We start from the raw sequence: 26,547 nt of genomic DNA, 5'->3' as shown, positions 1-26,547 counted from the left end.
ATGCTTTACCTATATATTCTGCTTGCACTTATTGCTTCAGCCTTCTTCTCGGGGATGGAAATTGCGTTCCTCTCCACCGATAAGTTGCGTCTTGAGCTAGACCGAAATAAGGGAGGCTTTTCAGCTAAGATCTTGGGCTTGCTTTACGGTCGTCCTGATCGGTTTATTACCACGATGCTTCTCGGCAATAACGTTGCCCTTGTCATCTATGGTCTGCTGATGGCGGAGCTTATGGAGCCTTGGCTTATTTCTCTTGTCGGGAAGAACGATGGCCTGATCCTGCTTCTACAATCTATCCTAAGCACCTTGCTCATCCTCTTTGTAGGAGAGTTTATGCCTAAGGTGACGTTCCGTGCGAATCCTAACCGCACGATGCGCTTCTTCTCGGGGCTAGCCTTTGTGGTTTATGTGGTACTCTATCCCTTTGTCCTTATCATTGGACTTATCACACGTGGCATACTGCTCATTGCAGGTCAAAAGGCTAGCTCGGTCTCTATCCGTCCTGCGCTCTCAGCCCTTGATCTAGAGTACTACCTCACACATAGCTCTGATGATGGTCAAGCATCGGGCATTGAAACCGAGGTGAAGATTATTCAAAACGCTATATCCTTCTCTGGGCTTCAGGTACGTGACTGTATGATTCCTCGTAACGAGATCGTCGGGGCAGAATATAATGTCACAGAGGCGCATCTTGAGGAGCTCTTTATCCGTACAGGGCTGTCAAAAATCATCATCTATAAGGAGAACATTGATGAAGCCATTGGGTACATTCATTCTAGTGAAATGTTCCGAAGTGGAGATTGGCATCGGCATATTGTCCCTGGGATCTTTGTCCCTGAGAGCATGCAGGCAAGTGCGCTGATGAAGCTCCTTATGCAACGTAAGAAGAGCATCGCTGTTGTGATTGATGAGCTGGGAGGTACAGCTGGAATGGTCACGCTCGAGGATGTGGTCGAAGAGATCTTCGGTGATATAGAGGACGAGCATGATCGCAAGAAACGCATAGCCAAGAAGGTTGATGACCGTACGTTCATCTTCAGCGGACGTATGGAGATCGATGATATTAACGAGCAGTTTGGACTTTCCCTTCCCGAGGACGAAGACTTCATGACGATAGCGGGGTTCATCTTGCACCATCATTCGAGTATACCTTCGCAGGGAGAAGTGCTGGAGATAGGGTCACTTCGTTTCGAGATGTTGCGGTGTACCTCCACCAAGATTGTCCTTGTGAAGATGCACCTGCTCTAGTATGTCTTGCCCTTACAGATAGTGGGGCTTTCGGGTCGCAATAGCATGTTTAGTCATCCCCTTACCTATTACCCTCCGTGGGGAATATAGGTAAGGGGAATTTATGTGGAAGAAATCCCACTTTTGAGCCTTCATAAAGTGCCTATATAAACGGATTTAAGGAGAGTGCGAAAGAGTTACCATAAGTCGCTGTGACGAGTTATGGTAAGTCGTTACGATGAGTTACCATAAGTCTCTACAACGAGTTACCATAACTTGTTTTAACGAGTTACCATAACTCATTGTGACAGCTTTTTGATTCTTGCTATCTCGCTCTTTATCAGTGTGTATGAGGTGGAGGGGAAGAGCTTGCTTGGTGCGTAGCCTCTCTTGTCTAGTCGGAGTACGGCTATCTGTATGGTGGAGGTGGTGAGGAGTATAAAGTGGTGCTTGCTCGGGAAGAGTTCGGGGAGGAAATGTTATCTTTGTGACCTCTTTTAAGGTATTACCCCATAGATTACAAATATCTACCCAGACATCAGGCTATATGAGAGAAGTAGTAGTACATGGTCGCACATTCCAGCTCTACATAGAGGCAGAGCGCATAAGCCAATCTATACGAGACTTAGGCCTTCGCCTCAAGAACGATTTTAAGGGCAGAGACCCGCTCTTCGTATGTATCATGAATGGAGCCTTTATGTTTGCCTCCGAGCTCATGTACGCCATTGATGAGGACTTTGAGGTGGCCTTCGCTCGGTATAGTAGCTATGCTGGTACAGAGAGTACGGGGCAGCTACGTGAAATCATGCCTGTGACTGTGCCACTGGAGGGACGTGTAGTCGTCATTGTTGAGGACCTGATTGATACAGGCTTCACGATGCACTGCCTACAGAAGCGGTTCTACGAACTGGGTGCTAAAGAAGTGCATATCGCTACAATGCTCTCCAAGCCTGAGGCGCTTAAATGTGACGTGAAGGCCGAGTACGTTGCCGAGGAGATAGAGAATAAGTTCATCCTTGGTCATGGGCTGGATTACGACAACTATGGGCGTATGTTCAAAGATATTTATCAACTTAAAGACGAAGCATAAGACAATGTTGAATTTAGTGATCTTCGGTGCTCCTGGTTCGGGTAAGGGTACCCAGAGCGAAGTGCTTATCGAGAAGTATGGCTTTGACCACATATCTACGGGAGATATCCTACGTGCAGAGATCCGTCAGGAGAGTGAGCTAGGGAAGGCTGCCAAGAGCTATATGGATGCCGGACAGCTTGTACCTGATAGCCTCATTATCGACATGATAGAGAAGGTGCTCAGAGAGCGTAAGCCTAAGAAGGGGATTATCCTCGATGGCTTCCCTCGTACGGTAGCACAAGCCGAAGCTCTGGATGCCCTATTTGCTAGGCTGGATACTCAGGTGCATGCCGTACTAGACCTTCAGGTTGCGGAGGATGAGCTCGTAGAGCGTCTTCTCAAGCGAGGTCAGGATAGCGGTCGTAGCGATGATAATCTAGAGACGATCCAGAAGCGTCTCGGTGTCTACCACGCTCAGACTGCACCCATCGCAGAGCACTATGCAAAGAAGGGTGTGCACCACCCCATAGCTGGTAGCGGAGCAATCACCGACATCACAGCTCGTATCGCTCGTGTCATTGATGCCCTAGGCTAAAGAGAGGGTTCAAGCGAGCGTATAGACCCATTACGGTTGGAGGATAAGGCATAGTGGCTGAAGTGTCACCCCCTTCTTGGTCGGGATGCTTCAGCTACGTGCCTTTCCTTATTTCATTCGATTTATTTCTTACCCTTTCATCCCAAGGATTAAAGTCCCTATGGCAGAATCAAACTTTGTAGACTACGTCAAGATCTACTGTCGCTCAGGCAAAGGTGGACGAGGCTCTACACACTTTCGCAGAGAGAAGTACATCCCTAAGGGAGGGCCTGATGGTGGGGATGGCGGACGAGGTGGAGATATCTACGTTCGCGCTAATGAGAACTATTGGACGCTCCTGCACTTACGCTACCAGCGACACATCATTGCCACCAATGGTGCCAGTGGTAGCGGGAAGCGCTCCACGGGTGCAGATGGTGTTGACCAGACAATCGAGGTGCCAGTTGGGACGGTGATCTATGATGCTGAGACAGGAGAGTTCATCATGGATCTCAGCCGGAATGGGCAGACCGAGCTACTCCTCAAGGGAGGACGAGGAGGAAAGGGGAATACCTTCTTCAAGACCTCTACCAACCAAGCTCCTCGCTATGCACAGCCTGGTGAGCCTGCACGTGAGCGTACGGTAATCCTCCAACTGAAGATGCTTGCCGATGTAGGTCTTGTGGGACTGCCCAATGCAGGGAAGTCCACGCTACTCTCTGTCCTGACAGCTGCCAAGCCTAAGATCGCTAACTATCCCTTCACTACTTTGGAGCCTAACCTCGGGATGGTGTGCTACCGAGATGATCGCTCCTTCGTCATGGCTGATATCCCTGGTATTATAGAGGGTGCATCGGAGGGTAAGGGACTTGGGTTGCGTTTCCTTCGACATATTGAGCGTAATGCTCTGTTGCTCTTCATGATCCCAGCAGACACAGAGTGTATCGCTAACGAGTATAAGCTCCTACTCGGTGAGCTGGTCAAGTATAATGCCGAGCTGATAGAGAAACGTAAGGTGCTGGCCATTACCAAATGTGACCTCATTGATGAGGAGATACAGGGGTGGCTTCGGGAAGAGTTAAGCCAATCACTCCCAGAGAAGCTACCCATTATCTTCATCTCATCAGCTGCACACCTCGGACTAGTAGAACTGAAAGACCTCCTATGGCAGGAGCTGAACCGTGAGACCAAGCACCGAGCAGAGACCATCATCCAGCAAGCCATCGACGTGCAGAGCTTGGTCTGGGAGGATGACGATGAGCCTCTACCAGACTTCGAGGACGAAGAAGAGGTGGAGGATGAGGCAGATCTAGAGTACGACTGGGTTGATCTAGAGGAAGAGTAGTCTTGTATTTAGGTTCATGCGCTCTTATCTTCATGCGTGTAGTCTGATCACACAGCTTGTATCAACAAAACTTTACTACTTTTGCACCAATTAAGTACGTAAGTATCACTTTTCTCTAGATGAAAAAGCTAAACGATCTGGATCTAAAGATCCTTAGACGTCTTACCAACAATGCTCGTGTCCCCCTGAGGGATGTAGCTGAAGGCGAGAATAGCTCTCGTTCCTCGGTCAACCAACGCTTGCAGCGTATGATCGAGAGTGGTGTGATTACCTCCCTTAAATACCATGTTAATCCTAAGAAGTTAGGCTACAATACGTGTACCTTCGTAGGGGTGCGCCTTGAGCGAGGCTCACTCTATAAGGAGGTAGCTGCACGGCTAGAGGAGATACCAGAGATCACGGAGTGCCACTATACGACAGGGCCCTATACCCTGCTCATTAAGCTCTATGCAGTGGATAATAATGACCTCATGCGTATCCTCAATGGCACGATCCAGGAGATCCCTGGGGTGGTCGCTACTGAGACGCTTATCTCACTTGATGTCAGCTTCGACCGAAGCATCCATATACCCACCGAAGTGCCCCAGTAGTGGACACTACCTCCCCCCGTTCCTTTTCCCTAACTGAGCTACTTGGCTCAGTCCGCCGGTGCTTAGAGCATTCATTCCCTGCGCACTATTGGGTGCGTGCGGAGGTAAGTGACCTAAGGAGGGGTGGTGTGCAGGCACATGGATATCTAGAGCTACTAGAGAAGGGGCAGCGTGGAGAGGTGGTAGCTCGTGTGCGGGCGACCATCTGGGCATCGACCTACAATGAGATAGAGCGTAGCTTCCAGAGGAGTGGTGTAGGTCAGTTAAGCTCTGGGATGAGCATCCTTGCCCTCGTTGGGGTTGTTTACCACGAGCAGTATGGCCTTAGTCTGAATATCATTGATATAGACCCTCGCTACTCACTTGGGGAGATTGCCCGTCTACGTTTAGAGACCATTGCTCGCCTACGCAAGGAAGGGCTGTATGACCTAAACAAAGAGCTCTCCCTGCCAACTCCATTACAGCGTCTAGCTATTATCTCCTCACCTAGTGCAGCGGGATATGGAGACTTCATTCGCCAGCTTTACGATAATGCCTTTGGGGTGGTCTTTTACACGGCTCTCTTCCAAGCACAGATGCAGGGGGAGCATACAACGGACTCGGTGATCTCTGCCCTAGGGCGTGTACTGGAGCAGGAGGAGCACTTTGATGCGGTGGTCATTATCCGAGGTGGTGGTGCGGTGAGCGAACTAAGAGCATTCGATGACTACCGCCTATGCGAAGTCTGCGCACAGTTCCCACTACCTATTATCTCTGGCATAGGGCATGAGCGAGATGAGTCTGTACTGGATCTCATCGCCAATCGTTCGCTCAAGACCCCAACAGCCGTTGCTGCCTTTCTCATTGAAAGTCAGGCATCGCTCTTAGCAGAACTTCAGGAGCTGAGCAAGTCCCTTCCACAGCTCTTGCAAACGCTATCCCTAGGGCGAGGGCAGATGCTACATACCCTCATGGCTCGTCTGAGGATTGCTCCGCAGAGGCTCTTCGAGCAAGAGCAGAGACGAAATACAAACCTCTACTCTAAGCTCCTCGTATCTGCCAAGGGCTTCCTCCACGAGGCTCGACACGTTTTGGCTCGAGATACTCAGCGCATCCCCTCGGCACTCCGCTACCGCCTTCGTGAGGAGAAGTACAGCCTAGAGCAGAGCATAGCTCCACTCTCAGCTGCCCTAAACCATGTAAGAGAACGGGAAGAGACCCGCCTCGCACACTACGAGCAGTCCATACGCCTCGCTCATCCAGATACCATCCTTCGGCGTGGATTCAGTATTATTTCCTCTCAAGGGAAAATCCTTACTTCTGCCTCTGCTATCACGCCAGAGTCACCGCTGGAGCTACGCTTCCATGACGGTACTGTGATGGCTACTGCTACCGAGCGTAAGTAGCTAGAGCCTTTCCTTTGCCTAAGGAAGAGGCTCACTTCCCCATCCTTAATTCCCTACTCGTTGTAACTGGTCTAATCCTCGTGGTTTCTCTAGTGTACAACTTATTCGCTTCCCATGTAAGGTGATGAAAGAGACCCTTGCATGGGTTTCATCGTAAACCCATGTATGCATTCTCCTGCAAACCCATGCATGGGTTTGAGCGATACCCACGGGTGGGGTTGAGATGAGGCTTGTAGTGCATGCCTCACAATAGGTTTAGAGAGGCGTCCTCTTAGCAGAGTCATCGATAGGAGCAAGAATATAGTTCCTTTTATTTCCTTGGGCATCATAGCCTTCATAAATAGCCTAGATGCATTAGTCAGCTAGGTCAGCTAGTTTGAGTAACTTTGCTGGGTATGAACTTAGCGCAACTAAAGACAGGAGATAAGGCGGTCATCGTGCGAGTGGGAGGCTCGGGAGCCTTCCGTAAGCGTATCCTCGAGATGGGCTTCGTGCAGGGTAAGGAGATCATGTCCGTACACAATGCCCCCCTCAAGGATCCTATCTACTACAAGATACTTGACTACAACGTCTCACTCCGTCGTAAGGATGCTGAGCTCATTGAGGTGCGTCCGCTTGAGCCCCTTATGGAGCCTCACCCCGAGATGCAGGGTGGGGATGAGGAGCTACTTCCCGAGCCACAGCTACACAGCCTACATCGGATGCAGGGCAGAGCCCAAGCAGGGACACTCCCTACGCTACGTATTGCGCTCTTGGGGAATCCCAACTGTGGGAAGACCTCGCTATTCAACCAAGCAAGTGGCGCACATGAGCATGTGGGGAACTACAGTGGCGTCACTGTAGAGGCGAAGACGGGGCATATATACTACGGAGGCTATCGACTAGAGATCATCGACCTCCCTGGTACATACTCTCTATCGCCTTACAGTCCAGAGGAGCTCTATATACGTAGCTATATAACGGGTGATGAGCGACCAGACCTCGTCCTCAATGTCATCGATACGTGTAACCTTGAGCGTAACCTTTACCTAACGCTTCAGCTCAAGGAGCTTGGGCTGCCAGTCGTCGTAGCCCTCAATATGTTCGATGAGTTCATCGCACGCAAGGAGTACTTTGACTATCCTCGCCTATCCCGCTTGCTGGGCGTACCGATGATCCCTACCGTATGCCGTACGGGGCTAGGACTGGAGGCGCTCTTCGATGAGGTCATCTCGCTAGCACCAGGTATTAAATCTGCCGATCCTCAGCTCTTTGACCCCGAGCGTGGTAAACTTCGCCCTCTGCGCATACCCTATGGCTCTACGCTGGAGCCTATGATTGAGGAACTGACAGAGAAGGTCAAGGAGCATACCACACTACACGACCCGATTCTGGCGCGCTCGACTGCGATTAAGCTCTTAGAGAGAGACGAGGACATCGAGAGCCAACTCCTACACCGATATGCACGTGGGGGCTTCCTGCTATCTGCTCGTGACTTCGCCCTACGCCGTCTGAAGGAGGAGCGAAGTGAGGAGGCCGAAGCCCTGATTACGGATGCTCGCTATGGCTTTATCTCTGGCGCACTGAAGGAGACCTATCGCCCTAAGCATAGTGGTAAACGAACGCTGACCGATCGCATTGACGACATCGTGACGCATCGTCTATGGGGCTTCCCAATATTCCTAGCCCTGATGGCTTTCATGTTCTTCTGCACCTTCGCCCTAGGGCAATATCCAATGGATCTCATCGATCTAGGAGTGGCGAAGCTCGGGGAATGGGTAGGTGGCATCATGGCAGATGGGCCACTAAGAGACCTCATCGTTGATGGGGTTATCGCAGGGGTAGGGGGTGTCATCGTCTTCTTGCCTCAGATTATCATCCTCTACCTGTTTATCTCCCTGCTAGAGGACAGTGGATACATGGCTCGAGCAGCCTTCATCATGGACAAGCTCATGCACAAGATGGGCTTGCACGGCAAGTCGTTTATCCCGCTCATCATGGGCTTTGGCTGTAATGTGCCAGCGGTGATGAGTACACGCATGATTGAGAGTAGGAAGAGTCGGCTTGTCACGATGCTCGTATTACCATTCATGAGCTGCTCGGCACGCCTACCGGTTTATATACTGCTATCGGGAGCATTCTTCCCCATCCCTTGGCAGGCAACGCTTGTACTCTTCTCTCTCTACCTAATTGGTGTGCTGGTAGCCGTATGCTCGGCACGCCTGCTGAAAAGCACAACCTTCAAGGGGGAGGATATCCCCTTCGTGATGGAGCTCCCTCCCTATCGTACGCCTACGGCTCGATCCATCCTCATCCATGTCTGGACACGAGCCAAGCAATACCTACAGAAGATGGGTACTGTGATCCTTGCGGCCTCTATCCTTGTTTGGTTTATGAGCTACTACCCTAGGCAGAACGATGCCCGTGCGGTGAAGGATCAGAAGGTAGAGGCAGTGCAAGCCTCCCTCCTCCCAGAGGTGGAGAAGCAAGCCCAGGTAGATTCTCTGGAGCATGCCTTCGCTATCTACCATCAGGAGCAGTCTATCATTGGGCGCATAGGGCATATCAGTGAGCCAATCATCCGTCCTCTAGGCTTTGACTGGAAAATGGGTGTAAGTATTGTCTCAGGGCTTATGGCCAAGGAGGTCGTGGTCAGTACAATGGGTGTCATCTATACGGGCTCAGGGGATGATGGTGAGGAGGCTGTGGCCCAGCTCTCCGAACGTATGCGCACCGAGCGGAGAGCGGATGGGGCACCTTCCTTCACGCCGATTGTCGCCTATACGTTCATGCTCTTTGTCCTGCTCTACTTCCCATGTATCGCTACGCTCATAGCAATAGGGCGTGAGGCGGGACACTGGCGATGGGGTGCCTTCGCTGCAGTGTACTCATGTGCTTTAGCGTGGCTCGTTTGTTTTATTGTCTATCAAACCTCCCTACTACTGGGATAAGTAAGATACTGTATGCTTCAGGAAATCATCGTACTCGTCATTGTTGGTATTGTGCTCTTCTTTGTTGGACGTTCTCTGGTGAGGATGCTTCGCCCCAAGAGAGACGATAAGAGGAGCAGTGGTTGCTCGGGTTGTCCAGGCTGTGGACATTAGGCCTGTTGGATAGCCTCTTTGCCTTGTTATGTATCACCTTTAATAGTTAGTCCCTTCTCCTATTCATATTCTTTATGTTTCTTGATATTCTCCTTTTCATCCTAGGCATTGTCCTCATCATCGCTGGCGCCAACTATCTGACCGAGGGAGCCTCAGTCCTAGCTCGTCGCTTTGGGGTATCACCGCTCGTTGTAGGGCTCACCATAGTAGCCTTCGGCACCTCGTCTCCCGAGCTTGTTGTTAGCCTCGTGTCCGCGCTTAGGGGAAACTCGGATATAGCGATAGGGAATGTCGTTGGGAGTAATATCTTCAACGTGCTGGTCATTGGTGGTATCACAGCGTTGGTTACACCCATTACCATTACAAGGAGTACGATACGGCGGGAGATGCCTCTGATGCTCCTTGCATGCCTTGTCCTATCGGTCATGGCTCTAGACCGTGTCTTCTCAGGGATAGGAGAGGTAGAGAATGTACTGAGCAGGAGTGAAGGGATTATCCTTCTAGGCTTCTTCCTCATCTTCTTAACCTATACCTTTGCTATTGCCAAGGATAAACCAAGTGACCCCCATGTGACCTCTGAGCCTGTGAAGCATTACCCTCTCTGGCTACTCATTATCTTCATCATCGGTGGGCTTGCAAGCCTCATTGCTGGAGGGGAGCTATTCGTTCGCTCAGCCTCCAGCATTGCTCGCAACCTAGGTATGAGTGAGGGCTTCATTGGTCTGACCATCGTTGCAGCTGGGACTTCTCTACCGGAGCTAGCTACCTCGATAGCTGCAGCCCTAAAGAAGGAGCCAGAGATAGCCGTCGGGAATATCGTGGGATCAAACATTTTCAATGTATTCTTTATCCTCGGTACAACGGCTACCGTTACCCCTATCCACATTGGAGGGGTCTCAACACTTGACTTTACGATGATGAGTTTTGCAGCTCTCCTCTTGTATGTATTTGCAGTCCTTTTTGGTCAGCGTGTGATTAAGCGCATGGAGGGTGCCGTGCTTGTTCTTTGCTTTGTCCTATACACCGTCTATCTCATCTCCCAGATCTAATCACCTTTACCTTAGCTACTATGTCACAGCCTAGTCTTAGCTTCACGCCCGAGGAGGAAGCACTCATCCAGCAGGAGTACCAAGCACTGCTTAGTGACTACATCGCCTCACCGCACCGTAAGAAGACGGAGATCATTGACCAAGCATTCCGCCTAGCGTGCCATGCTCATGGTCTCGTACGTCGTCGTAGTGGTGAGCCTTATATCTTGCATCCAATCGCTGTGGCACGCATTGTCTGCAAGGAGATAGGGCTTGGTTCTACCTCCATTTGCTCGGCACTGCTGCATGATGTGGTCGAGGATACGGAGTACACGGTGGAGGATATCCGTCGAGGCTTCGGGGATAAGATTGCTCGGATTGTAGAGGGGCTGACCAAGATTTCCACAGAACAGGTACCTCAGAGTATCGATAGCCTACAAGCACAGAATATTCGTAAGCTCTTGCTGACGATTGGTGATGACGCCCGTGTGATTCTCATCAAGATTGCTGACCGTCTGCACAACATGCGTACGCTCTCATCCATGAAGCCAGAGAAGCAGTTGAAGATAGCTGGTGAGACCTCATTCTTCTATGCCCCTCTTGCTGATCGCCTTGGGCTTTTCTCCATCAAGACGGAGCTAGAGGATCTCAGCTTCCGCTATGAGCATCCCGAGGCTTATGAGGAAATACTACGTAAGGTCAGAGAGACGGAGGCTGGGCGTGAAGACCTTTTCCAGCGCTTTGCAGCTCCACTGAAGGCACGTCTGGATAGTATGGAGATTAGCTACGAGATGAAGACCCGAGTGAAGGGATGCTTCTCCATCTGGCGTAAGATGCAGCTCAAGGGTATTCCCTTCGAGGAAGTCTATGACCTCTTTGCTGTACGTATCATCTTTGAGAGCAATGATGGCTACCCAGAGAAGAATCGCTGCTGGGATATCTATACAGCAATTACCGAGACTTACCGTAACCGACCTGACCGCCTGCGTGACTGGATCTCTACCCCAAAGGGTAATGGGTATCAGGCTCTACACCTCACGGTGCTAGGCCCCGATGCCCAGTGGATTGAGGTGCAAATCCGTAGCCGAAGGATGGACGAAATAGCAGAAAAGGGGCTCGCAGCTCACTGGCGCTATAAGAATAGCACAGTGGAGGAAGACCACGAGCTTGAGGCGTGGCTTGATACCATTCGCGAGGTACTCAATCATCCAGACTCGAAGGGTATGGAGTTCCTTAACACCATCCATCTCAGTCTCTATGCCCATGATATTACAGCCTTCACTCCTAAGGGGCGCCCCATCACTCTCCCCATCAATGCTAGCGTCCTAGACTTCGCCTATGCTGTGCATACAAACCTTGGGGATACCTGTATCGGAGCCAAGGTAAACCACAAGGTGCTTCCGCTCTCTCATCGCCTCTCCAATGGGGATCAGGTCGAGATCCTCACCAGTAAGATGACCCAGCCTGAAGCTGCTTGGCTTGACTACGTCACCACAGCTTATGCCAAGGTTAAGATCGAGGCTGCACTACGCCGTCGCCAGCGAGAGGCTATTGCCCTAGGGGAAGAACTTCTAACGCAGGAGCTCCGTAAGCATGGTGAGACGCTCTCTTCCTCTTTGCTTGATCGCCTTACTTATCTCTATCACTTCGATAAGCCTGACACGTTCCTTCGGCATATTGGGGAGGGGACATTTACTTTCCCTGAGGACTTTAAGCAGGCACTCCAAAATAAGGGAGCCAACCGAGGAGGTAATCGAATGACACGTGCCATTACATCGCTCTTCGGATCTAAAGAGCGTGTAGAAGGGCAAGCTGTTGTAGGCTCAGTATCGCCCGCTGTCATCGATCGTACTCGTCCCTACGAACTGCTGGAGCAGGATGGGCGACTCAACTACCATATTGCCCCCTGCTGTCATCCAATACCTGGGGATGATGCGCTTGGGATCCTTGCCGATAACGGGCAGATCATCGTCCATCGTAGGTCTTGTCCCGAGGCTACTCGCTACAAGACAGCTCAAGGGGATCGCCTTATATCTACTACGTGGGGGCTTCATTACACGCCACGCTTTGAGACCACGCTCGTCGTGCGTGGCATTGATTCAAAAGGCCTACTAAATGTCATCACACAAGTCTTGCTTGAGGACTTCAAGGTCAGCATCAGTGAGATTCACATGCTGGCACATGAAGGTATCTTCGAGGGTAAGATCAGCATCCAAGTACTCAGTAGCCATCAGGTAGAGGCTATTTGTCAGATACTTCGTCGCAATAAGGCTATTCACGAAGCCTACCGTCTCTCGGAGCTTAATCCAGTGTAAGGCGAAGGGGATGATTGCTCACGTAACGAGCTCTCTATCCTATTTCATATTTGTATCTATGCCGGACTGTTATATGTTTGTTCGTTACAAGTGACTTATGCTCGCCATCCTTACCTAGAATAGATGACACTTGTGAGTAGATATCATTTGTGTGTAGTAATCGTACGTTGTTTGTGGTAGGAGGCTTTTTGCCTTTGTCTAGCCTTTTGCTCGGGATAGGATGCTATGTTACCCTTTCATGGAAACCTCTAGAGCTTCCGAAGTGCACCTCTAAAGTTTTGCGCCTAAAACTCTAGAGTTACCAGACTACTTCTCTAGTGGTTGGGTTCGCTAATCTTCCCATCTTATACGAATCTTTCACGCTTATCCTAAACATTTTACCCAGCTCTCTTGGTACCTTCACTTCAATATTATTGAGTATCTTTGCTTCGAGTGAAGTTGTAGAATACTTAAAGTTAAGATTAAGAAATATGAAAAAGATTGGATATATATTGAGCGCAGTGCTCCTCTTTGTTGGAGTCCTGATGGCTCAGACGAAGGGGGCTGTGATCAGCTCTCCTGCTACGGAGTTTGACTTTGGTACAATTAAGGAGGCCAACGGTAAGGTCTCTCATACCTTCATTATCCGCAATGCAGGTGATGCGCCCCTAGTGATCACACGTGTCGCTACGCCTTGCGCATGTACGACACCTGAGTACAGCCGTGAGCCTATTGCTCCAGGCAAGGAGGGTAAAATCACCGTTACCTACAACCCTGCGGGTCGCCCCGGGCCCTTCTACAAGAATATTGCTATATACAGCAATGGTCGTGATGGTGCCTTCACGATCCGTATTAAGGGCACCGTAGAGTAAACCTCTAACTTACCTTCGCCATCAATGGGAATCGATAGAATTCCCTTGCGATAGAAATCAAGACGGCTTCCACATAAAGGTGGAGGCCGTCTTTTTATTTCATTTTACAAAAGGGCGATTACCTACTTTTAGGGATGTTGCAGTCTAGGTAATTAACTGTACCTTTGTATAATAAATCTTTTAAAAAAGTCATGAGTAGTATACCTTTCGACCTGACAAAGATCAAGGCATTCGTCCTAGATATGGATGGGGTCATAAGTGCAAACGTCAGCCCTATTGGGCTGGATGGTATGCCTATGCGCACCGTAAATGTGAAGGACGGCTATGCGATGCAGTACGCTGTGAAGCAGGGCTACACCATCGCCGTTATCTCTGGTGGTGCTAGCGATGCGATGGAGCGGCGCTTTCGTCAGCTCGGAGCTGCCCATGTGTATATGCGTATCTCTGATAAGGCTGCTCAGCTCGAGGTACTCTGTCGTGAGTCGGGGCTTCGACCTGAGGAGATTGCCTACATCGGGGACGATATACCCGATATTACGATTATGAAGCTCGTGGCTCTGCCCTGTGCACCAGCGGATGCAGCTCCGGAAGTGAAGTCTGTAGCTAAGTATATATCACTCTGCAACGGAGGCTACGGGGTGGTACGTGACGTGATTGAGCAAACCCTGCGTGCCAATGATTGCTGGTCACTCTCGGCAGGCTTCGGCTGGTAATAACGCAGAGAGGAAAGCGAAAGAAGAGTAAAAGATACTATTTCAGTTCCCTATTCTGATGTGGGAGAACTTAAGTAACTATAAGATTGTCCTCGGCTCACAGTCACCGAGGCGAGTAGAGCTCCTGAGAGGGCTTGATTTAACCTTCGAGCAGCGTGTCCTGCCCGATTTAGATGAGACTTATCCCGATGGGCTTCCTTTGGAGGAAATCCCACGCTACATAGCTGCACGCAAGGCTGAGGCGTACTTCCCTTCCCTAGAGCCAAATACCCTACTCATCACAGCCGATACGCTTGTGTTCCTCAAAGGTCAAGTGCTTGGTAAGCCTAAGGATGGAGAGGAAGCTAAAGCGATGCTCCACAGGCTCGCTGGAGAGAGACACTATGTGACCACAGGTGTAGCAATATGTGTGGCAGGGAAGGTTCATTCCTTCATGGATACGGCTACCGTAGACTTTCTCCCTCTCACGGGTGAAGAGATTAGTTACTACGTAGAGCGTTATAGCCCACTAGATAAGGCTGGAGCTTATGGAATACAGGAATGGGTAGGCTATGCCGGTATCAGCAGGATCGAAGGATCATTCTATACCGTAATGGGGCTACCTGTACATTTAATCAACAAATACCTCAAGACATTATAATTACTACAAAATAAGATGTACACACAAATAGTAGGTGGACGTATCTATACGCCCTCTGGATGGATAGATGGTGGCTCGGTACTCATCGAAGGTAAGAAGATACGAGCCATTCTAAACACCGAGATCCCAGTGGAGGGGGCATATCGGATCGATGCTCGTGGCTCCTACATTATCCCTGGGGGAATTGAAATGCACGTACATGGTGCCGCTGGGGCGGACTTCATGGATGGTACTGTCGAGGCCTTCCGCACGGCAGCTGACTATCACCTCTTGAATGGCACGACTACAATCTTCCCTACACTCTCTACCTCCAGCTATGAGACAATCATGAAGGGCATTGAGTGTACGGAAGCTCTTATCCCAGAGGAAACTTCTACAGTTGAGGGGCTACACCTAGAGGGACCTTACTTCTCGGTTAAGATGGCTGGAGCACAGCTCCCAGAGCTCATTCGTGCTGCTCACCCAGAGGAATATATGAAGATCATGGAGCGAGGTAATGGCATTATCCGTCGCTGGGATGCTGCACCAGAGATCGAGGGGACATTGGAGTTTGGGCGTTATGTCAAGAAATTTAATGTCGTGACAGCAATAGCCCATACTGAGGCAGGAGAGAAGGAAATCAAGGATGCTTGGGAGCATGGCTATACGCTCGCTACACATTTCTATAACGCCATGAAGGTCTCGCATAAGAAGGGTGTCTATAAGGTACCTGGAGCTGTAGAAACAATCTTGGACATGCCCGATTTTGATATCGAGGTTATTTGTGACGGCATACATGTGCCACCATTGATGGTGCATCTGGCCTATGCAACGAAGGGGCGCGAACGGATGGCTCTCACAACTGATGCTCTACTCTATACGGGTACACCTCCCGACTTCAAGGATCCTACGGGGCATGCTATCGTAGAGGATGGTGTCTGCAAGCTCTCTGACCGATCTGCGTTGGCGGGGAGTGTTGCTACGATGGATCGACTGATTCGTACGGCTGTGAAGCAGGCACGTATTCCATTGATTGATGCTGTTTACATGGCGACAGCGACACCTGCTCGTATCATGGGCATTGAGGCAGATAAGGGAGCTCTTGAGGCTGGGCGGGATGCAGATGTACTTTTCCTCAACGAAGATTTACAGCTTCGCTTCGTAATGCACCGAGGTCGTGTTGTCCGAGGTCAGGAGTTCCTCTATAACGACTAGGAAGCGATATATCTAAGAGAAGTATATCTCTTCGGAATGTACTAATACACGAGCCCCCAGATAGCCATTCGGCTATCTGGGGGCTCGTGTATTGATGAAGTAGAGAGGAGGATTATTCGCCTTCGATAGCGGCGATACCTGGGAGCTTCTTCCCCTCAATAGCCTCGAGCAGTGCACCACCACCAGTGGAGACGTAGGAGACCTTGTCAGCATAGCCGAACTTATTCACGCAGGCTACACTATCACCACCTCCGACAAGCGAGAAGGCACCAGCGGCTGTTGCCTCTGCGATTGCTTCTGCTACGGCACGTGAGCCATCAGAGAAGTTATCCATCTCAAAGACTCCCGTAGGGCCATTCCATAGGATTGTCTTCGAGCCTAGGATTACCTCACGATAGGCACGGATGCTGTCGGGACCGATGTCCATACCGATCCAGCCAGCGGGGATATTATCATTCTGTGCAAAGTCTGTCTTGGCATCGTTGCTGAAGGCATCTGCAATCTTGGAGTCCGTTGATAGGACAAGGTTCACTCCATTGGCTTTAGCCTTAGCTACAATCTCACGAGCGAGGTCAAGTTTGTCATCTTCGCAGAGAGAATTCCCGATGTTACCACCAGCAGCCTTAGCGAAGGTATAGGTCATTGCCCCTGTGAGTATGAGATTATCTACCTTCCCGAGGAGGTTCTCGATGATATCAATCTTAGAGGAGACTTTCGATCCACCCATAATTGCAGTGAATGGACGACGAATGTCTTGCATCACCTTATTTACGGCGTCTACCTCCTTACCCATGAGATAGCCGAAGAGCTTGTGGTCTGCATCGAAGTAAGCAGCGATGAGGGCAGTGGAGGCGTGTGCACGATGTGCTGTCCCGAAGGCATCATTCACATACACATCAGCCAGAGCAGCGAGCTTCTTCGTGAATTCCTTTTGGCTCTCCTTGATTGCTTTCTTAGCTGCTGCCTTCTCTTCGTCCGAAGCATCCTCAGCTAGCCCACGAGGTTTACCTTCCTCTTCAGCATAGAAGCGGAGGTTCTCTAGTAGTAGAGCCTCACCTGGCTTTAGGTTACCTGCCAGTGTACGAGCTTCTTCACCTACGCAGTCGGGAGCGAATTTCACCTCTACGCCAAGGAGCTTAGAGACATGTGCGAGGATATGGCGGAGGGAGAACTTATCTTCGACCTTCTTGGGACGGCCGAGGTGCGAGCCGATGATGACTGATCCACCATCAGCAAGGATCTTTTTGAGGGTTGGCAGAGCAGCGCGGATACGTGTATCATCGGTGATGTTGAAGTGCTCGTCGAGTGGGACATTGAAGTCTACACGTACGAAGGCCTTCTTGCCTTTGAAGTCGAATTGGTCGATAGTCATAGAACGATCTGTCTGTTTAGAATACATTATCATTGAATTGCTTACAAAAGTACGTAATTATATACACTTAGCAGTAAGGTGAGTGCACAATCTATCAGAGGGACTGTATGGATAGATTTAGTCTTGATATAGCACCTACGAACAGCCCGAAAACCAAATAATAGACAAGGGGATATCAGCGTAGTGAGTTTATGAGATAAAGAAATATGGTGGGGGGAGTTTTAGAGGTGTCGGAAGGAAGGAGAGGCATGAAGGAACGAGGCTATGGCTGGCTGTCTATCGGGAGAAGACGAGCTCCTCGCATTCGAGCGATGATTGACGTTGTGTTTAGGGTCATGCAAAGTGGGACGGCAGAGGAAAATCCAGCCTGTACTAGGCGTGCATAGTGCTCAGAGTGCTGGATGTAGGTGATGCGATCTTCTAGACTTTGAGCCTTGGCTTGCCATAGGTCACGAAGGATGAGTGTCCCATCATTAGAGGCCTTCCCAATCGTAGCTTGTTCGGCGAGGAAGGCAAAGGCTCCTGCATAGAGTGTATCCTCCAGTGCGAGTTGTCCCTTCCATCCTGCAGCTAGGATTAGGACGTCCTTTCCCTGTGTATGGCAATAGCGTAGCGTAGCACTAAGATTGGTGAATGCCCCAACGAGTATTTCCTCTGCTCCGTGTTCGGTTGCTATATTCAGTGCACGAGTACCGTTGGTTGTGGTAAAGACGATATCCTGCCCTGATACAAGGGCTTCGGTGTATTCCGCAGGATCATTCCCTAGCTGAGCAAATGGGCATTTCATCACATTACGTTCGGCAGCGATTAAGCACCCCAGAGCCTTACCTTGCTCTTCTGCTTCCTCTGTCGTTGCTACCGGTAGGATACTCCGTGCTCCGTGTGCCAGAGCGGTAATCATCGTTGTGGAGGCGCGGAAGATGTCCACAATGATGACAATAGCCCCTGGACGATGATAGAGGGGATAGAGCTCGGGTGAGGGGCAGAGGTAGATATTCATAGGGAGAGAGGGATGTTATGAGATGCTTAAACAGAGGAATGAGATACATAAATAAGGAGGCTGTGCTACTGCTCATGAGGTCGTAGCACAGTCTCCTTACTAAGAGAAGAGGGCATTTTAGATGCCTAGCTCCTGGCGGATCGTAGCGATCTTATTGAGACAAGCTGTCTCAGCTGAGGGTAGCTCTTCGATGGAGCTGACCTTGCCACGCACACCGATGTAGAACTTAATCTTGGGCTCTGTACCTGAGGGACGGATAGAGACCTTTGTCCCATCAGCTGTCTTGTACTGCAGGACATTGCTCGTGGTAGGCATGTCGAGAGAGAAGACCTCGCGCTTATCAAGCCAGCGTCCCTCAAGCTTAGCATAGTCTAGTATCTCGATGACAGGGCTACCAGCAAGGCTCTTCATGGGGTTCTCACGGAAGTTCTTCATCATAGCTTCGATTTCCTCAGCACCCGTTTTCCCCTTACGGACAACGCTTACCCCCTGCTCCTTGTAGAGACCATACTCGAGGAAGACCTGTTGCAGGAGCTGGTAGATAGAGAGACCTTTGTCCTTGGCCCAAGCAGCGAGTTCGCTGAACATACAGCAGGCTGAGACAGAGCTCTTGTCACGGATGAAGTCCTCGCGAAGGAAGCCGTAGCTCTCTTCACCACCTCCGATGTAATTGCGTTTGCCTTCATTCTGACGAATGACATCAGCAATCCACTTAAAGCCTGTATAGCAGTCGAAGAGTGTTACCTTATTCTGCTCTGCTATGGTGCGGATGAGTTCGGTGGTGACAATGGTTTTGACCACGTAGTCCTCTGGCTGTAGCCGCCCAGAGTCTCTACGGCTAGCGATGGCGTAGTAAGTAAGCAGAGCACAGATCTCATTACCATTGATGAGCACCATCTTGCCCTCGTTGTTGCGGACAGCTACACCTATGCGGTCCGCGTCAGGGTCAGAGGCCAAGACTAGGTCTGCACCTGTTGCTTCTGCACGAGCGATAGCCAGCTCTAGGGCTACTGGTTCCTCTGGGTTGGGGGAGTGGACAGTAGGGAAGTTGCCACTGACGACATCCTGCTCTGGGACATTGATGATGTTGGTAAAGCCGATTGCTCTAAGGGTAGCAGGGATAATTCGTACCCCAGTGCCATGGATAGGGGTGTAGACGATCTTTAGGTCATGGTGGCGAGCAATCGACTCCTTCTGAGGTAGGGAAAGGCTAGCCACACGCTCGATGAACTTACGATCAAAGTCCTCACCTATGAGCTCGATAAGCTCTGGGCGTGCATCGAAGTGAATATCCTCGACCTTCGTCACCTTATTTACTTCGATAATGGTGTTGCGGTCATGAGGAGCTATCATCTGAGCCCCATCATTCCAGTAGGCTTTGTAGCCATTGTATTCCTTCGGGTTGTGCGAGGCTGTGATCATGACACCGCTCTGACATCCTAGCTCACGAATGGCAAAGGATACCTCTGGAGTTGGGCGTAGAGCGTCGAAGAGATACACTTTAATCCCATTGGCAGAGAAGACTTCGGCTGTTATGCGAGCGAAGACATCACTGTTGTTTCGACAGTCATGCCCTATGGCGACGGCTATCTGTGGAAGAGAGGCGAACTCCCGCTTGAGGTAGTTCGCAAGCCCCTGGGTTGCCGCACCTACGGTGTAGCGGTTCATGCGGTTTGAGCCTACGCCCATGATGCCTCGTAGGCCACCCGTACCGAACTCCAAGTCCTTGTAGAATGCCTCTACGAGCTCAGTCGTGTCTGGGTTGTCAAGCATCCTCTGTACTTCGTGGCGAGTCTCGGCATCGTAGCCTGGGGCTAGCCAACCTGTAGCTTTAGCACGTACCTGTGCCAAGAATTCATTTTGCTCCATAAGTCTTGGATTATGATTATGTCAATATTTATCAGACGATAGTAGAGCAAAGATAAGGTTTTTCGTCAAGGCTTTATACAGCTATCCCCTATACCTGCCTCTATTTGGAGGGGCAAGGTATAGGGGATGGCTATGTCGTGGTGTAGTAGGCTAAGCCGTGGATTAGTTTGTCTCAGCTGTCCAGCCCTTGTCGGTAAGAGCCTTCTGTACGCCCGTGGTGTTACGTGAGCTTTCGATGAAGAGCTTACCTGAGGCTTGCTTGAGCTGCTTGATGGTGTTGATCAGCTCTGTTTCGCTTAGACCTGTACCCTTGAGGTTCAGATTGGTGAGGGCTGCAAAGGCAGAGACGTCTAGCTTCGTTACGTCAGAGCCGGATAGCGTGAGCGTCTCTACCGTCTGGGGTGAGAACTTGTCAAGGATGGAGGGTAGCATGCTACTAGGGATACCAGCAAAGTCTGCGCTCTTTGTTGCTTTAATACCAGATATGTTGCTCTGGGAAGATAGTGCAGGGAGGTTATGTAGCTTCACCTTAGGGATGACTACATCAATCAAGCTGATATCCTTGAGGTTGGGCTTGTTCTCTAGGGTAAGCTCAACAGGTTGCCCTGCTGTAAATCTACTCATGTAGACGACCTCAAGGTTATTACTCTTGGCGAAGGAAGCCTTCTCAAGCTGTGGAGATTGAGCAAGAAAGAATCTGAGCTTGGGTAGGTTGTCTAGGTCAAGGGTCGAGACTCTAAGGGGTGTGCGGGTAACGATACGCTCGATAACGTTGTTTGTCGCTAAGGATACCTTCTTATAGTTACTGCTGCGCTCCTTGCCATTGAATGGATCTCCAGCCCCGAAGCTCCCGAGGCCAAGCTCTACGAGCTTAGTTTGCTTTGTGAGGTCAAGGGTCTCTAGGACGTGCCCTGCGAGCCATAGATAAGTAAGCTCGGGAGCATTAGTGAGGTCTATGGAGGAGACTGCTTGACCTCCACCATCAGCTGTCAACAGGGTTAGCTTCTTGAGGCTCGTTGTTGCTTTGGCAATCTTGAACTCGGTGATACCATTCGCCATGAGGTCTAGAGTCTCGAGGGTACCCTCTACCCCTACGATGCCAGCTATACCAGAGGTGTAGATGTCCTTCTTTGCGGTAGCACTGGCTCCGATGAGCTTTAGATCTTTCGATCCCTTTACCTGAAGTTTAAACGCCTTTCCGTTAGGGATACGGAAGTAGATGGGTGCAGCAAGTGCCTTCTTCCCATCGGCATCATTGTTATCTACTGTGCCGATACCGTTGGGAGGAGTGGGAGGTGTTGGTTTGGGCTCGTCTTTAGACTTGCTTCCACAAGAGGCTAGGGTAAGAGCCATGGTGAGAAGCAGTGCCCATGTCAGTTTTGTCTTCATACTTGTTCGTTGGTTGCTATTGTTATGATTGCTCTATTCTCTTGCTTGCAAAGGTAGGTAATATTGTATAGAGTGTCCTGAGCTACAGCTCTTGGGTAGCGAGCAGACGCTCGGTCTTGTCTAAGCGAGAGCGATAGTAGACAAGTACCGTGTACCTATTCTTGGTCTGGTAATGATCCCCAAGGGTAGGCTGTGCAAGTAGAGCTTGGCTACCCCTAGGTTGAAAGAGTATTTGATACTCCTGATACCCCATTTTGAGCAGTACAGAGCCCTCATATGTGCCCTCCTCTTGATTATAACGTAGGATGCGCTCCGAGAGGGGTAGATAGCGGAAGGCTTCACCCTCTAGTAGTACATCTCCACCCTCTAGCTTTGGGCTGAGGAAGCGAAAATATACTTTGTGATAATCGGCCTCTGTACCGGGAGTGTCACTCCCCGTAGTGCGGATAATCTGTAGCCCTTGGTGGCTCTCCTCGTGGCGATAGGCCTGCTCGCTCTCGTTGCGTATGGGGTGTAGATAGACTGTGTAACGTCCCTCCTCGAGGTTAACCCGCTCTATGCCTAGCCCGATAGCTCTTTCGGACAGATGCTCCAGACGATGGTAGTTGTTGCCAGCAGGGAAGCGTGCCCCCCGACTTTGTTCGAAGTGTAGCTCTTGTCCAAGCCTCAGATAAGGGGTTGTGAGAGTCACAGCATTATCCCAGCGAGCATTCTGCAGGACGATGATACGTAGTCCGTCATCATTTGGAGGGGAGAAGCTAGGGGCTGTCACCCGAAGGTTTACCTGCTGGTGTCGGCCTCGATAGTCCTCATAGGCAGCATCGGTAAGCTCTGTGTGCAGCTCCAGAAGGGGCTCTACCACGGCAAAGGGAATCTCTAATAGGGTTCGACTGGGGTCATGCTCGGAGTAGAACTCAAGTTTATAGTTTCCCGACCGTTTGATGCGTTCACCCTCGCTGGGGAAGGTCAAGCTATAGTGAGCATAGGGGACAAGGGTGGATCGGCTAGGCTCAGGCGCAAAGGGTAGGGAGGCATCAAACCCCTGCATGTACTCCACGGGGAGTAGAGGGGAGGGAGTCCAATCGGCGTTGTAGCTCTTGAGACGATATGAGAGCAAATCGCCCCCATCCCCTAATAGGTCAAAAGAGATGTTTAACCGCTCCTTCCCCCCGAGAGTTAAGAGGGGGAAGCGAGGATGATCTACCATGCTCTCCCCCTCGAGACGTACCTGTACTGCACCCATCTGCCCCCAGAGGCTGAGGGCAGAGGAGAGCCATACTAGTATGGAGAGGAGCAGGGGACGTCCCATAGCTAGCCCTCGTAAGCCTGCATCTTGCAGAGGTACTTCCCGACGATGTCGAACTCGAGGTTCACCACGCTCCCGACACGTATATGCTTGAAGTTCGTATGCTCGTGTGTGTATGGGATGATCGCCACACCAAAGGATGTCTTCTCTGAGTCACATACCGTGAGGCTCACGCCATTGACAGCTATCGAGCCTTTCTCTACGGTGATGTAGCCACGCTCGGCAAGTGCCTTGTCGGTCTGATGCTCGAAGCGATAGAGCCAGCTCCCATTCGCCTCTTCGACTGAGGTACATAGGGCGGTCATGTCCACATGTCCCTGTACGATATGCCCGTCCAGGCGACCACCTAGGAGCATGCTCCTCTCAAGGTTTACCTCGTCACTTATCTGGAGCTTGCCTAGATTAGAGCGGTCAAGTGTCTCACGGATGGCTGTGACGGTGTAGGTGTCTCCACTCTGAGCAACGACCGTGAGGCATACGCCATTGTGGGCAATACTTTGGTCAATCTTGAGCTCTGAGGCAAAAGGGCAAGAGAGTGTAATGTCGAGGTTGTCTCCGTGGTTCTCTAGGGCAACAACCCGACCACAGCCTTCTATTATTCCAGAAAACATAGCTATAATGATAGGAACTGATGTAAAGGGTGCTTCTTTGGGACGATGTCTGAAGCACTCACTAGAGACAAAGGTACGACTTTGCCCCCGAGTGTTAGTTCCGCTGTGGTGAGGCGCTTATAGTGTCCCCCCCCCAGCATCCCGAGACCATTGCACGGCACTGGAGGGGACCCAGGTCTATTCCATTTGCGTATATTTCTGATATTTAGTATCTTCATGGATAAAATAGTCGTATAACTATGCCTACTAAGCAGACAGAATCCGCCCCGAGCTTCCTTCAAGTTTATACACAGGTGCGTCGCGACCGCCTGAAACACTCGTTCCTTCGACAGATCAGCGCTTGCGTTGACTGGCGAGGTATTCGCACACTACTCAACATAGACTGTTGCACTTTAGGGTGGAATGTGCAGATGTAGGGAATCTTTGCAACTGAGTTGCAAAAGATATATCCTAATATTTGCAAAAAACAAAAGTTGTGGAAATTATGGAAAAGGAAAATAGAAACAAACTTATAAGGATAATCTCTGCTAGTGTACTCTTAGTAGGATCGGTATTGGTAGAACGGACAATGAACCTGCTGATATGGCAACTATTGCTTGTCTATCTTGTGCCTTACTTGGTTGTGGGCTACGACGTGCTAACGGAAGCTGCCGAGGACATTGCACATGGCGAGGGCATGGATGTGGACTTCCTCATGGCTATAGCTACATTAGGGGCCCTTTGCATCGGTTTTATGCCGGGGGCAGAACCACAGTTCACTGAAGCGGTGTTTGTGATGCTCTTCTTTCAAGTGGGCGAACTCTTTGAAAGTTTTGCCGAGGGTAGAAGCCGAAAGAGTATCTCTCAGCTGATGGACATCCGTCCCGACATCGCCCATGTAAAGCGTGGTGAAGAGCTGGTGGACGTGAATCCCGAAGAGGTGAAGGTAGGCGACATCGTTGTAATTCGACCAGGAGAGAAAGTACCGATGGACGGTATCGTTATCGATGGTGCATCAAGTCTGAATACAGTTGCATTGACAGGCGAGAGCGTACCGCGTACCATTCGCCCTGCCGATGACATCATGTCGGGATGTATAAATCTCAATGGTGTGGTGACAGCAAAAGTAACCAAGGCATTTGGCGAGAGCACGGCGGCAAAGGTGCTCAACCTCGTGGAAAACGCCACAAAAAATAAGTCGAAGAACGAAAAATTCATCACCAAGTTTGCCAAAATATACACGCCCATAGTAGTTGTACTTGCCTTGTTGGTGGCAGTTATACCACCGTTGCTCGTCAATGGGCAGTTGTGGAGCGTGTGGATCTATCGCGCTCTCACATTCCTTGTAGTGTCATGCCCTTGTGCTCTCGTTATCTCCGTGCCTCTCACTTTCTTTGGAGGCATCGGTGGAGCATCGCGAAAGGGTGTGCTCATTAAGGGCTCTAACTATATGGAGACATTGGCAAAGGTGCGCACGATTGCCTTTGACAAGACTGGCACTATGACACACGGTGTGTTTGACGTTACTGCTATTCATCCCGAAAATATTGCCCCCAATGAATTATTGCACTTAGTTGCTCATGTGGAACGATATTCCACGCACCCCATTGCCCTCAGCATTCGCAAGGCTTTTCCTGACAAAAACGACGGCTGCGATGTAAAGGACGTAGTGGAGACAGCTGGACAGGGTGTGACGGCTCGTATAAATGGCAAGTCGGTAAGTGTGGGTAATACGAATTTGATGGAGAGCGTGGGCGCAAAGTGGCAACCCTGTGAAAAAGTGGGTACCATTCTCCACATTGCCATCGATGGAGAATATGCAGGTCATATTGTAGTGTCAGACAAAATTAAGGAGGATGCCGCTGATGCGGTAAATGCTCTCAAGGCAGAAGGTGTGAAGAGATTGGTGATGCTCACGGGCGACAAGGAAGAAGTGGCTGCCGATGTGGCTAAGACCGTTGGACTTGCGGAATATCATGCTGAACTCTTGCCAGGCGACAAAGTGAGTCAAGTGGAAACAATTCTCAAAGAGAATGCAGAAGGGACAATGGCCTTCGTTGGCGACGGCATCAACGATGCTCCCGTGTTAGCACGTGCCGATGTGGGCATTGCGATGGGCGGACTGGGCAGTGATGCCGCCATCGAAGCAGCCGACGTGGTGTTGATGGACGACAAGCCGTCGAAGATAGCCGTAGCTATCCGTCAGGCTCGACGCACACTGCGCATCGCAAGGGAGAACACTTGGTTTGCCGTTGGCATCAAAATGTCAGTGCTCATCCTCGCTTTCTTCGGACTGGCTACCATGTGGATGGCAGTATTCGCTGATGTTGGTGTAACGGTGCTTGTTGTGCTGAATGCAGCTAGGACTCTGAAATAACAATCTGGCCACAAATGCCAACTAACTAAAGAGCCATAATGATAGCATGTAATTCCCCAAATTTCCATCGTCTATCATTATGGTTTTTTGTGCAAGTCATCGAAAAGGTGAAGGAAATAAGAAGAAGTTTGCCAATAATGGTGTACAAAAATCCACAATTCATCTTCTTGGACGAGGCGACCAACGCCTTAGATGCCAATAACGAACGAGCTATCACTGAGGGGCTAGCTTCGTTCTATATGAGACCATTGCACGGCACTGGAGGGGATCTAGGTCTATTCCATTTGCGTATATTACTGATATTTAGTATCTTCATGGATAAAATAGTCGTATCGCTATTCCAACCAAACAAACTGAATCCGCTCCGAGCTTCCTGCAAGTTTATACACAGGTGCGTCGCGACCGCCTGAAACACTCGTTCCTTCGACAGATCAGCTCTTGTGTTGACTGGCGAGGTATTCGCACACTACTCAACAAGAAGTATACAAAGACTCAGAACGCCACAGGCAATCCGGCTTATGATGCCTTGATGATGTTCAAGATCCTACTGCTTCAGACTTGGTACGGCCTGAGTGATTACGAAGTCGAAGAACGGATCAATGACTCCATCCTCTTCAGCGAATTCCT

General features: G+C 50.3%; 22 protein-coding genes. 16 read left to right on the top strand and 6 right to left on the bottom strand.

Translation table 11 applies throughout. The features are described 5' to 3' along the window. From HMPREF0636_RS02745 to nagA, 14 genes are all read left to right on the top strand, one after another. Complete coding sequence (locus tag HMPREF0636_RS02745; RefSeq protein WP_044168347.1) at nt 1-1,248, top strand: hemolysin family protein; 1,248 nt, start codon at nt 1-3, stop codon at nt 1,246-1,248. Between the two features lie 526 nt (nt 1,249-1,774). Continuing rightward, on the top strand, nt 1,775-2,317 hold the full coding sequence (locus tag HMPREF0636_RS02740) for a phosphoribosyltransferase (protein WP_005467759.1): 543 nt from the start codon (nt 1,775-1,777) through the stop codon (nt 2,315-2,317). A gap of 4 nt (nt 2,318-2,321) precedes the next feature. Then, nucleotides 2,322-2,894, top strand: coding sequence for an adenylate kinase (locus tag HMPREF0636_RS02735; RefSeq protein ID WP_044168346.1), 573 nt, complete (start codon nt 2,322-2,324; stop codon nt 2,892-2,894). A 160-nt stretch (nt 2,895-3,054) separates the two neighbouring features. Further along, nucleotides 3,055-4,218, top strand: coding sequence for a GTPase ObgE (gene obgE / locus HMPREF0636_RS02730; protein WP_044168345.1), 1,164 nt, complete (start codon nt 3,055-3,057; stop codon nt 4,216-4,218). A gap of 119 nt (nt 4,219-4,337) precedes the next feature. Continuing rightward, the gene (locus HMPREF0636_RS02725) at nt 4,338-4,808 is read left to right on the top strand and encodes an Lrp/AsnC family transcriptional regulator (protein ID WP_005467762.1); all 471 of its coding nucleotides are present in this window, start codon (nt 4,338-4,340) and stop codon (nt 4,806-4,808) included. Continuing rightward, the gene (gene xseA / locus HMPREF0636_RS02720; RefSeq protein WP_044168344.1) at nt 4,808-6,193 is read left to right on the top strand and encodes an exodeoxyribonuclease VII large subunit; all 1,386 of its coding nucleotides are present in this window, start codon (nt 4,808-4,810) and stop codon (nt 6,191-6,193) included. Before HMPREF0636_RS02725 ends, xseA begins: the two co-directional genes overlap by 1 nt. Nucleotides 6,194-6,588: 395 nt before the next feature. Then, nucleotides 6,589-9,123 carry a ferrous iron transport protein B gene (feoB, locus tag HMPREF0636_RS02715; RefSeq protein WP_044168342.1) on the top strand — a complete coding sequence of 845 codons (2,535 nt, stop codon included), beginning with the start codon at nt 6,589-6,591 and terminating at the stop codon, nt 9,121-9,123. 12 nt (nt 9,124-9,135) lie between these two features. Then, a complete protein-coding gene (locus HMPREF0636_RS08335; protein WP_081748381.1) occupies nt 9,136-9,276 on the top strand; it encodes a FeoB-associated Cys-rich membrane protein in 141 nt (46 codons plus the stop codon). Between the two features lie 74 nt (nt 9,277-9,350). Next, nucleotides 9,351-10,325, top strand: coding sequence for a calcium/sodium antiporter (locus tag HMPREF0636_RS02710; protein WP_044168341.1), 975 nt, complete (start codon nt 9,351-9,353; stop codon nt 10,323-10,325). Between the two features lie 20 nt (nt 10,326-10,345). After that, complete coding sequence (locus HMPREF0636_RS02705) at nt 10,346-12,619, top strand: RelA/SpoT family protein (RefSeq protein WP_044168339.1); 2,274 nt, start codon at nt 10,346-10,348, stop codon at nt 12,617-12,619. A 470-nt stretch (nt 12,620-13,089) separates the two neighbouring features. Beyond that, nucleotides 13,090-13,470, top strand: a complete 381-nt coding sequence (locus HMPREF0636_RS02700; RefSeq protein WP_044168338.1) for a DUF1573 domain-containing protein — start codon at nt 13,090-13,092, stop codon at nt 13,468-13,470. A gap of 191 nt (nt 13,471-13,661) precedes the next feature. Continuing rightward, a complete protein-coding gene (locus tag HMPREF0636_RS02695; RefSeq protein WP_044168337.1) occupies nt 13,662-14,183 on the top strand; it encodes a KdsC family phosphatase in 522 nt (173 codons plus the stop codon). Nucleotides 14,184-14,241: 58 nt separating this feature from the next. Then, nucleotides 14,242-14,823, top strand: coding sequence for a Maf family nucleotide pyrophosphatase (locus HMPREF0636_RS02690; protein ID WP_044168335.1), 582 nt, complete (start codon nt 14,242-14,244; stop codon nt 14,821-14,823). A 15-nt stretch (nt 14,824-14,838) separates the two neighbouring features. Then, nucleotides 14,839-16,017: an N-acetylglucosamine-6-phosphate deacetylase gene (gene nagA / locus HMPREF0636_RS02685; RefSeq protein ID WP_005467772.1), complete on the top strand. Its 1,179-nt coding sequence runs from the start codon at nt 14,839-14,841 to the stop codon at nt 16,015-16,017. 112 nt (nt 16,018-16,129) lie between these two features. On the opposite strand, the gene HMPREF0636_RS02680 is transcribed toward nagA, so the two are convergent. From HMPREF0636_RS02680 to HMPREF0636_RS02655, 6 genes are all read right to left on the bottom strand, one after another. Then, nucleotides 16,130-17,389, bottom strand: a complete 1,260-nt coding sequence (locus HMPREF0636_RS02680; protein ID WP_044168528.1) for a phosphoglycerate kinase — start codon at nt 17,387-17,389, stop codon at nt 16,130-16,132. Between the two features lie 262 nt (nt 17,390-17,651). Next, nucleotides 17,652-18,389, bottom strand: coding sequence for a 2-phosphosulfolactate phosphatase (locus HMPREF0636_RS02675; protein ID WP_044168333.1), 738 nt, complete (start codon nt 18,387-18,389; stop codon nt 17,652-17,654). 117 nt (nt 18,390-18,506) lie between these two features. Beyond that, nucleotides 18,507-20,258 (bottom strand): phospho-sugar mutase, encoded by a 1,752-nt coding sequence (locus tag HMPREF0636_RS02670; RefSeq protein ID WP_044168331.1) that lies wholly within the window; start codon nt 20,256-20,258, stop codon nt 18,507-18,509. 162 nt (nt 20,259-20,420) lie between these two features. Continuing rightward, nucleotides 20,421-21,647 carry a hypothetical protein gene (locus HMPREF0636_RS02665; RefSeq protein WP_005467777.1) on the bottom strand — a complete coding sequence of 409 codons (1,227 nt, stop codon included), beginning with the start codon at nt 21,645-21,647 and terminating at the stop codon, nt 20,421-20,423. Between the two features lie 82 nt (nt 21,648-21,729). After that, entirely contained in the window at nt 21,730-22,956 is a 1,227-nt protein-coding gene (locus HMPREF0636_RS02660) for a type IX secretion system plug protein (RefSeq protein ID WP_044168330.1), read from the bottom strand. Between the two features lie 2 nt (nt 22,957-22,958). Further along, a complete protein-coding gene (locus HMPREF0636_RS02655; protein WP_044168329.1) occupies nt 22,959-23,564 on the bottom strand; it encodes a riboflavin synthase in 606 nt (201 codons plus the stop codon). 484 nt (nt 23,565-24,048) lie between these two features. On the opposite strand from HMPREF0636_RS02655, the gene HMPREF0636_RS02650 reads away from it, so the two are divergent. Both HMPREF0636_RS02650 and HMPREF0636_RS02640 read left to right on the top strand, forming a co-directional pair. Then, nucleotides 24,049-25,920, top strand: coding sequence for a heavy metal translocating P-type ATPase (locus HMPREF0636_RS02650; RefSeq protein WP_044168328.1), 1,872 nt, complete (start codon nt 24,049-24,051; stop codon nt 25,918-25,920). 457 nt (nt 25,921-26,377) lie between these two features. After that, nucleotides 26,378-26,547, top strand: a 170-nt coding sequence (locus HMPREF0636_RS02640; protein ID WP_248616867.1) for a transposase, incomplete at its 3' end; no start/stop codon positions are given.

This window comes from Porphyromonas catoniae ATCC 51270 (assembly GCF_000565015.1).
In the GTDB taxonomy this organism is placed as follows: Bacteria; Bacteroidota; Bacteroidia; order Bacteroidales; family Porphyromonadaceae; genus Porphyromonas; species Porphyromonas catoniae.
This window is presented reverse-complemented; position numbering and strand designations above follow the sequence as displayed.

Excerpts from the sequence above, each read along its gene's own strand:
- HMPREF0636_RS02695 (WP_044168337.1), top strand. The coding sequence starts at position 13,662 with ATGAGTAGTATACCTTTCGACCTGACAAAGATCAAGGCATTCGTCCTA.
- HMPREF0636_RS02655 (WP_044168329.1), bottom strand. The coding sequence starts at position 23,564 with ATGTTTTCTGGAATAATAGAAGGCTGTGGTCGGGTTGTTGCCCTAGAG.
- HMPREF0636_RS02705 (WP_044168339.1), top strand. The coding sequence starts at position 10,346 with ATGTCACAGCCTAGTCTTAGCTTCACGCCCGAGGAGGAAGCACTCATC.
- HMPREF0636_RS02675 (WP_044168333.1), bottom strand. The coding sequence starts at position 18,389 with ATGAATATCTACCTCTGCCCCTCACCCGAGCTCTATCCCCTCTATCAT.
- feoB (WP_044168342.1), top strand. The coding sequence starts at position 6,589 with ATGAACTTAGCGCAACTAAAGACAGGAGATAAGGCGGTCATCGTGCGA.
- HMPREF0636_RS02680 (WP_044168528.1), bottom strand. The coding sequence starts at position 17,389 with ATGACTATCGACCAATTCGACTTCAAAGGCAAGAAGGCCTTCGTACGT.
- HMPREF0636_RS08335 (WP_081748381.1), top strand. The coding sequence starts at position 9,136 with ATGCTTCAGGAAATCATCGTACTCGTCATTGTTGGTATTGTGCTCTTC.
- HMPREF0636_RS02735 (WP_044168346.1), top strand. The coding sequence starts at position 2,322 with ATGTTGAATTTAGTGATCTTCGGTGCTCCTGGTTCGGGTAAGGGTACC.
- HMPREF0636_RS02690 (WP_044168335.1), top strand. The coding sequence starts at position 14,242 with ATGTGGGAGAACTTAAGTAACTATAAGATTGTCCTCGGCTCACAGTCA.
- HMPREF0636_RS02745 (WP_044168347.1), top strand. The coding sequence starts at position 1 with ATGCTTTACCTATATATTCTGCTTGCACTTATTGCTTCAGCCTTCTTC.
- obgE (WP_044168345.1), top strand. The coding sequence starts at position 3,055 with ATGGCAGAATCAAACTTTGTAGACTACGTCAAGATCTACTGTCGCTCA.
- HMPREF0636_RS02650 (WP_044168328.1), top strand. The coding sequence starts at position 24,049 with ATGGAAAAGGAAAATAGAAACAAACTTATAAGGATAATCTCTGCTAGT.
- HMPREF0636_RS02665 (WP_005467777.1), bottom strand. The coding sequence starts at position 21,647 with ATGAAGACAAAACTGACATGGGCACTGCTTCTCACCATGGCTCTTACC.
- HMPREF0636_RS02660 (WP_044168330.1), bottom strand. The coding sequence starts at position 22,956 with ATGGGACGTCCCCTGCTCCTCTCCATACTAGTATGGCTCTCCTCTGCC.
- HMPREF0636_RS02670 (WP_044168331.1), bottom strand. The coding sequence starts at position 20,258 with ATGGAGCAAAATGAATTCTTGGCACAGGTACGTGCTAAAGCTACAGGT.
- HMPREF0636_RS02710 (WP_044168341.1), top strand. The coding sequence starts at position 9,351 with ATGTTTCTTGATATTCTCCTTTTCATCCTAGGCATTGTCCTCATCATC.
- HMPREF0636_RS02725 (WP_005467762.1), top strand. The coding sequence starts at position 4,338 with ATGAAAAAGCTAAACGATCTGGATCTAAAGATCCTTAGACGTCTTACC.
- HMPREF0636_RS02700 (WP_044168338.1), top strand. The coding sequence starts at position 13,090 with ATGAAAAAGATTGGATATATATTGAGCGCAGTGCTCCTCTTTGTTGGA.
- nagA (WP_005467772.1), top strand. The coding sequence starts at position 14,839 with ATGTACACACAAATAGTAGGTGGACGTATCTATACGCCCTCTGGATGG.
- HMPREF0636_RS02740 (WP_005467759.1), top strand. The coding sequence starts at position 1,775 with ATGAGAGAAGTAGTAGTACATGGTCGCACATTCCAGCTCTACATAGAG.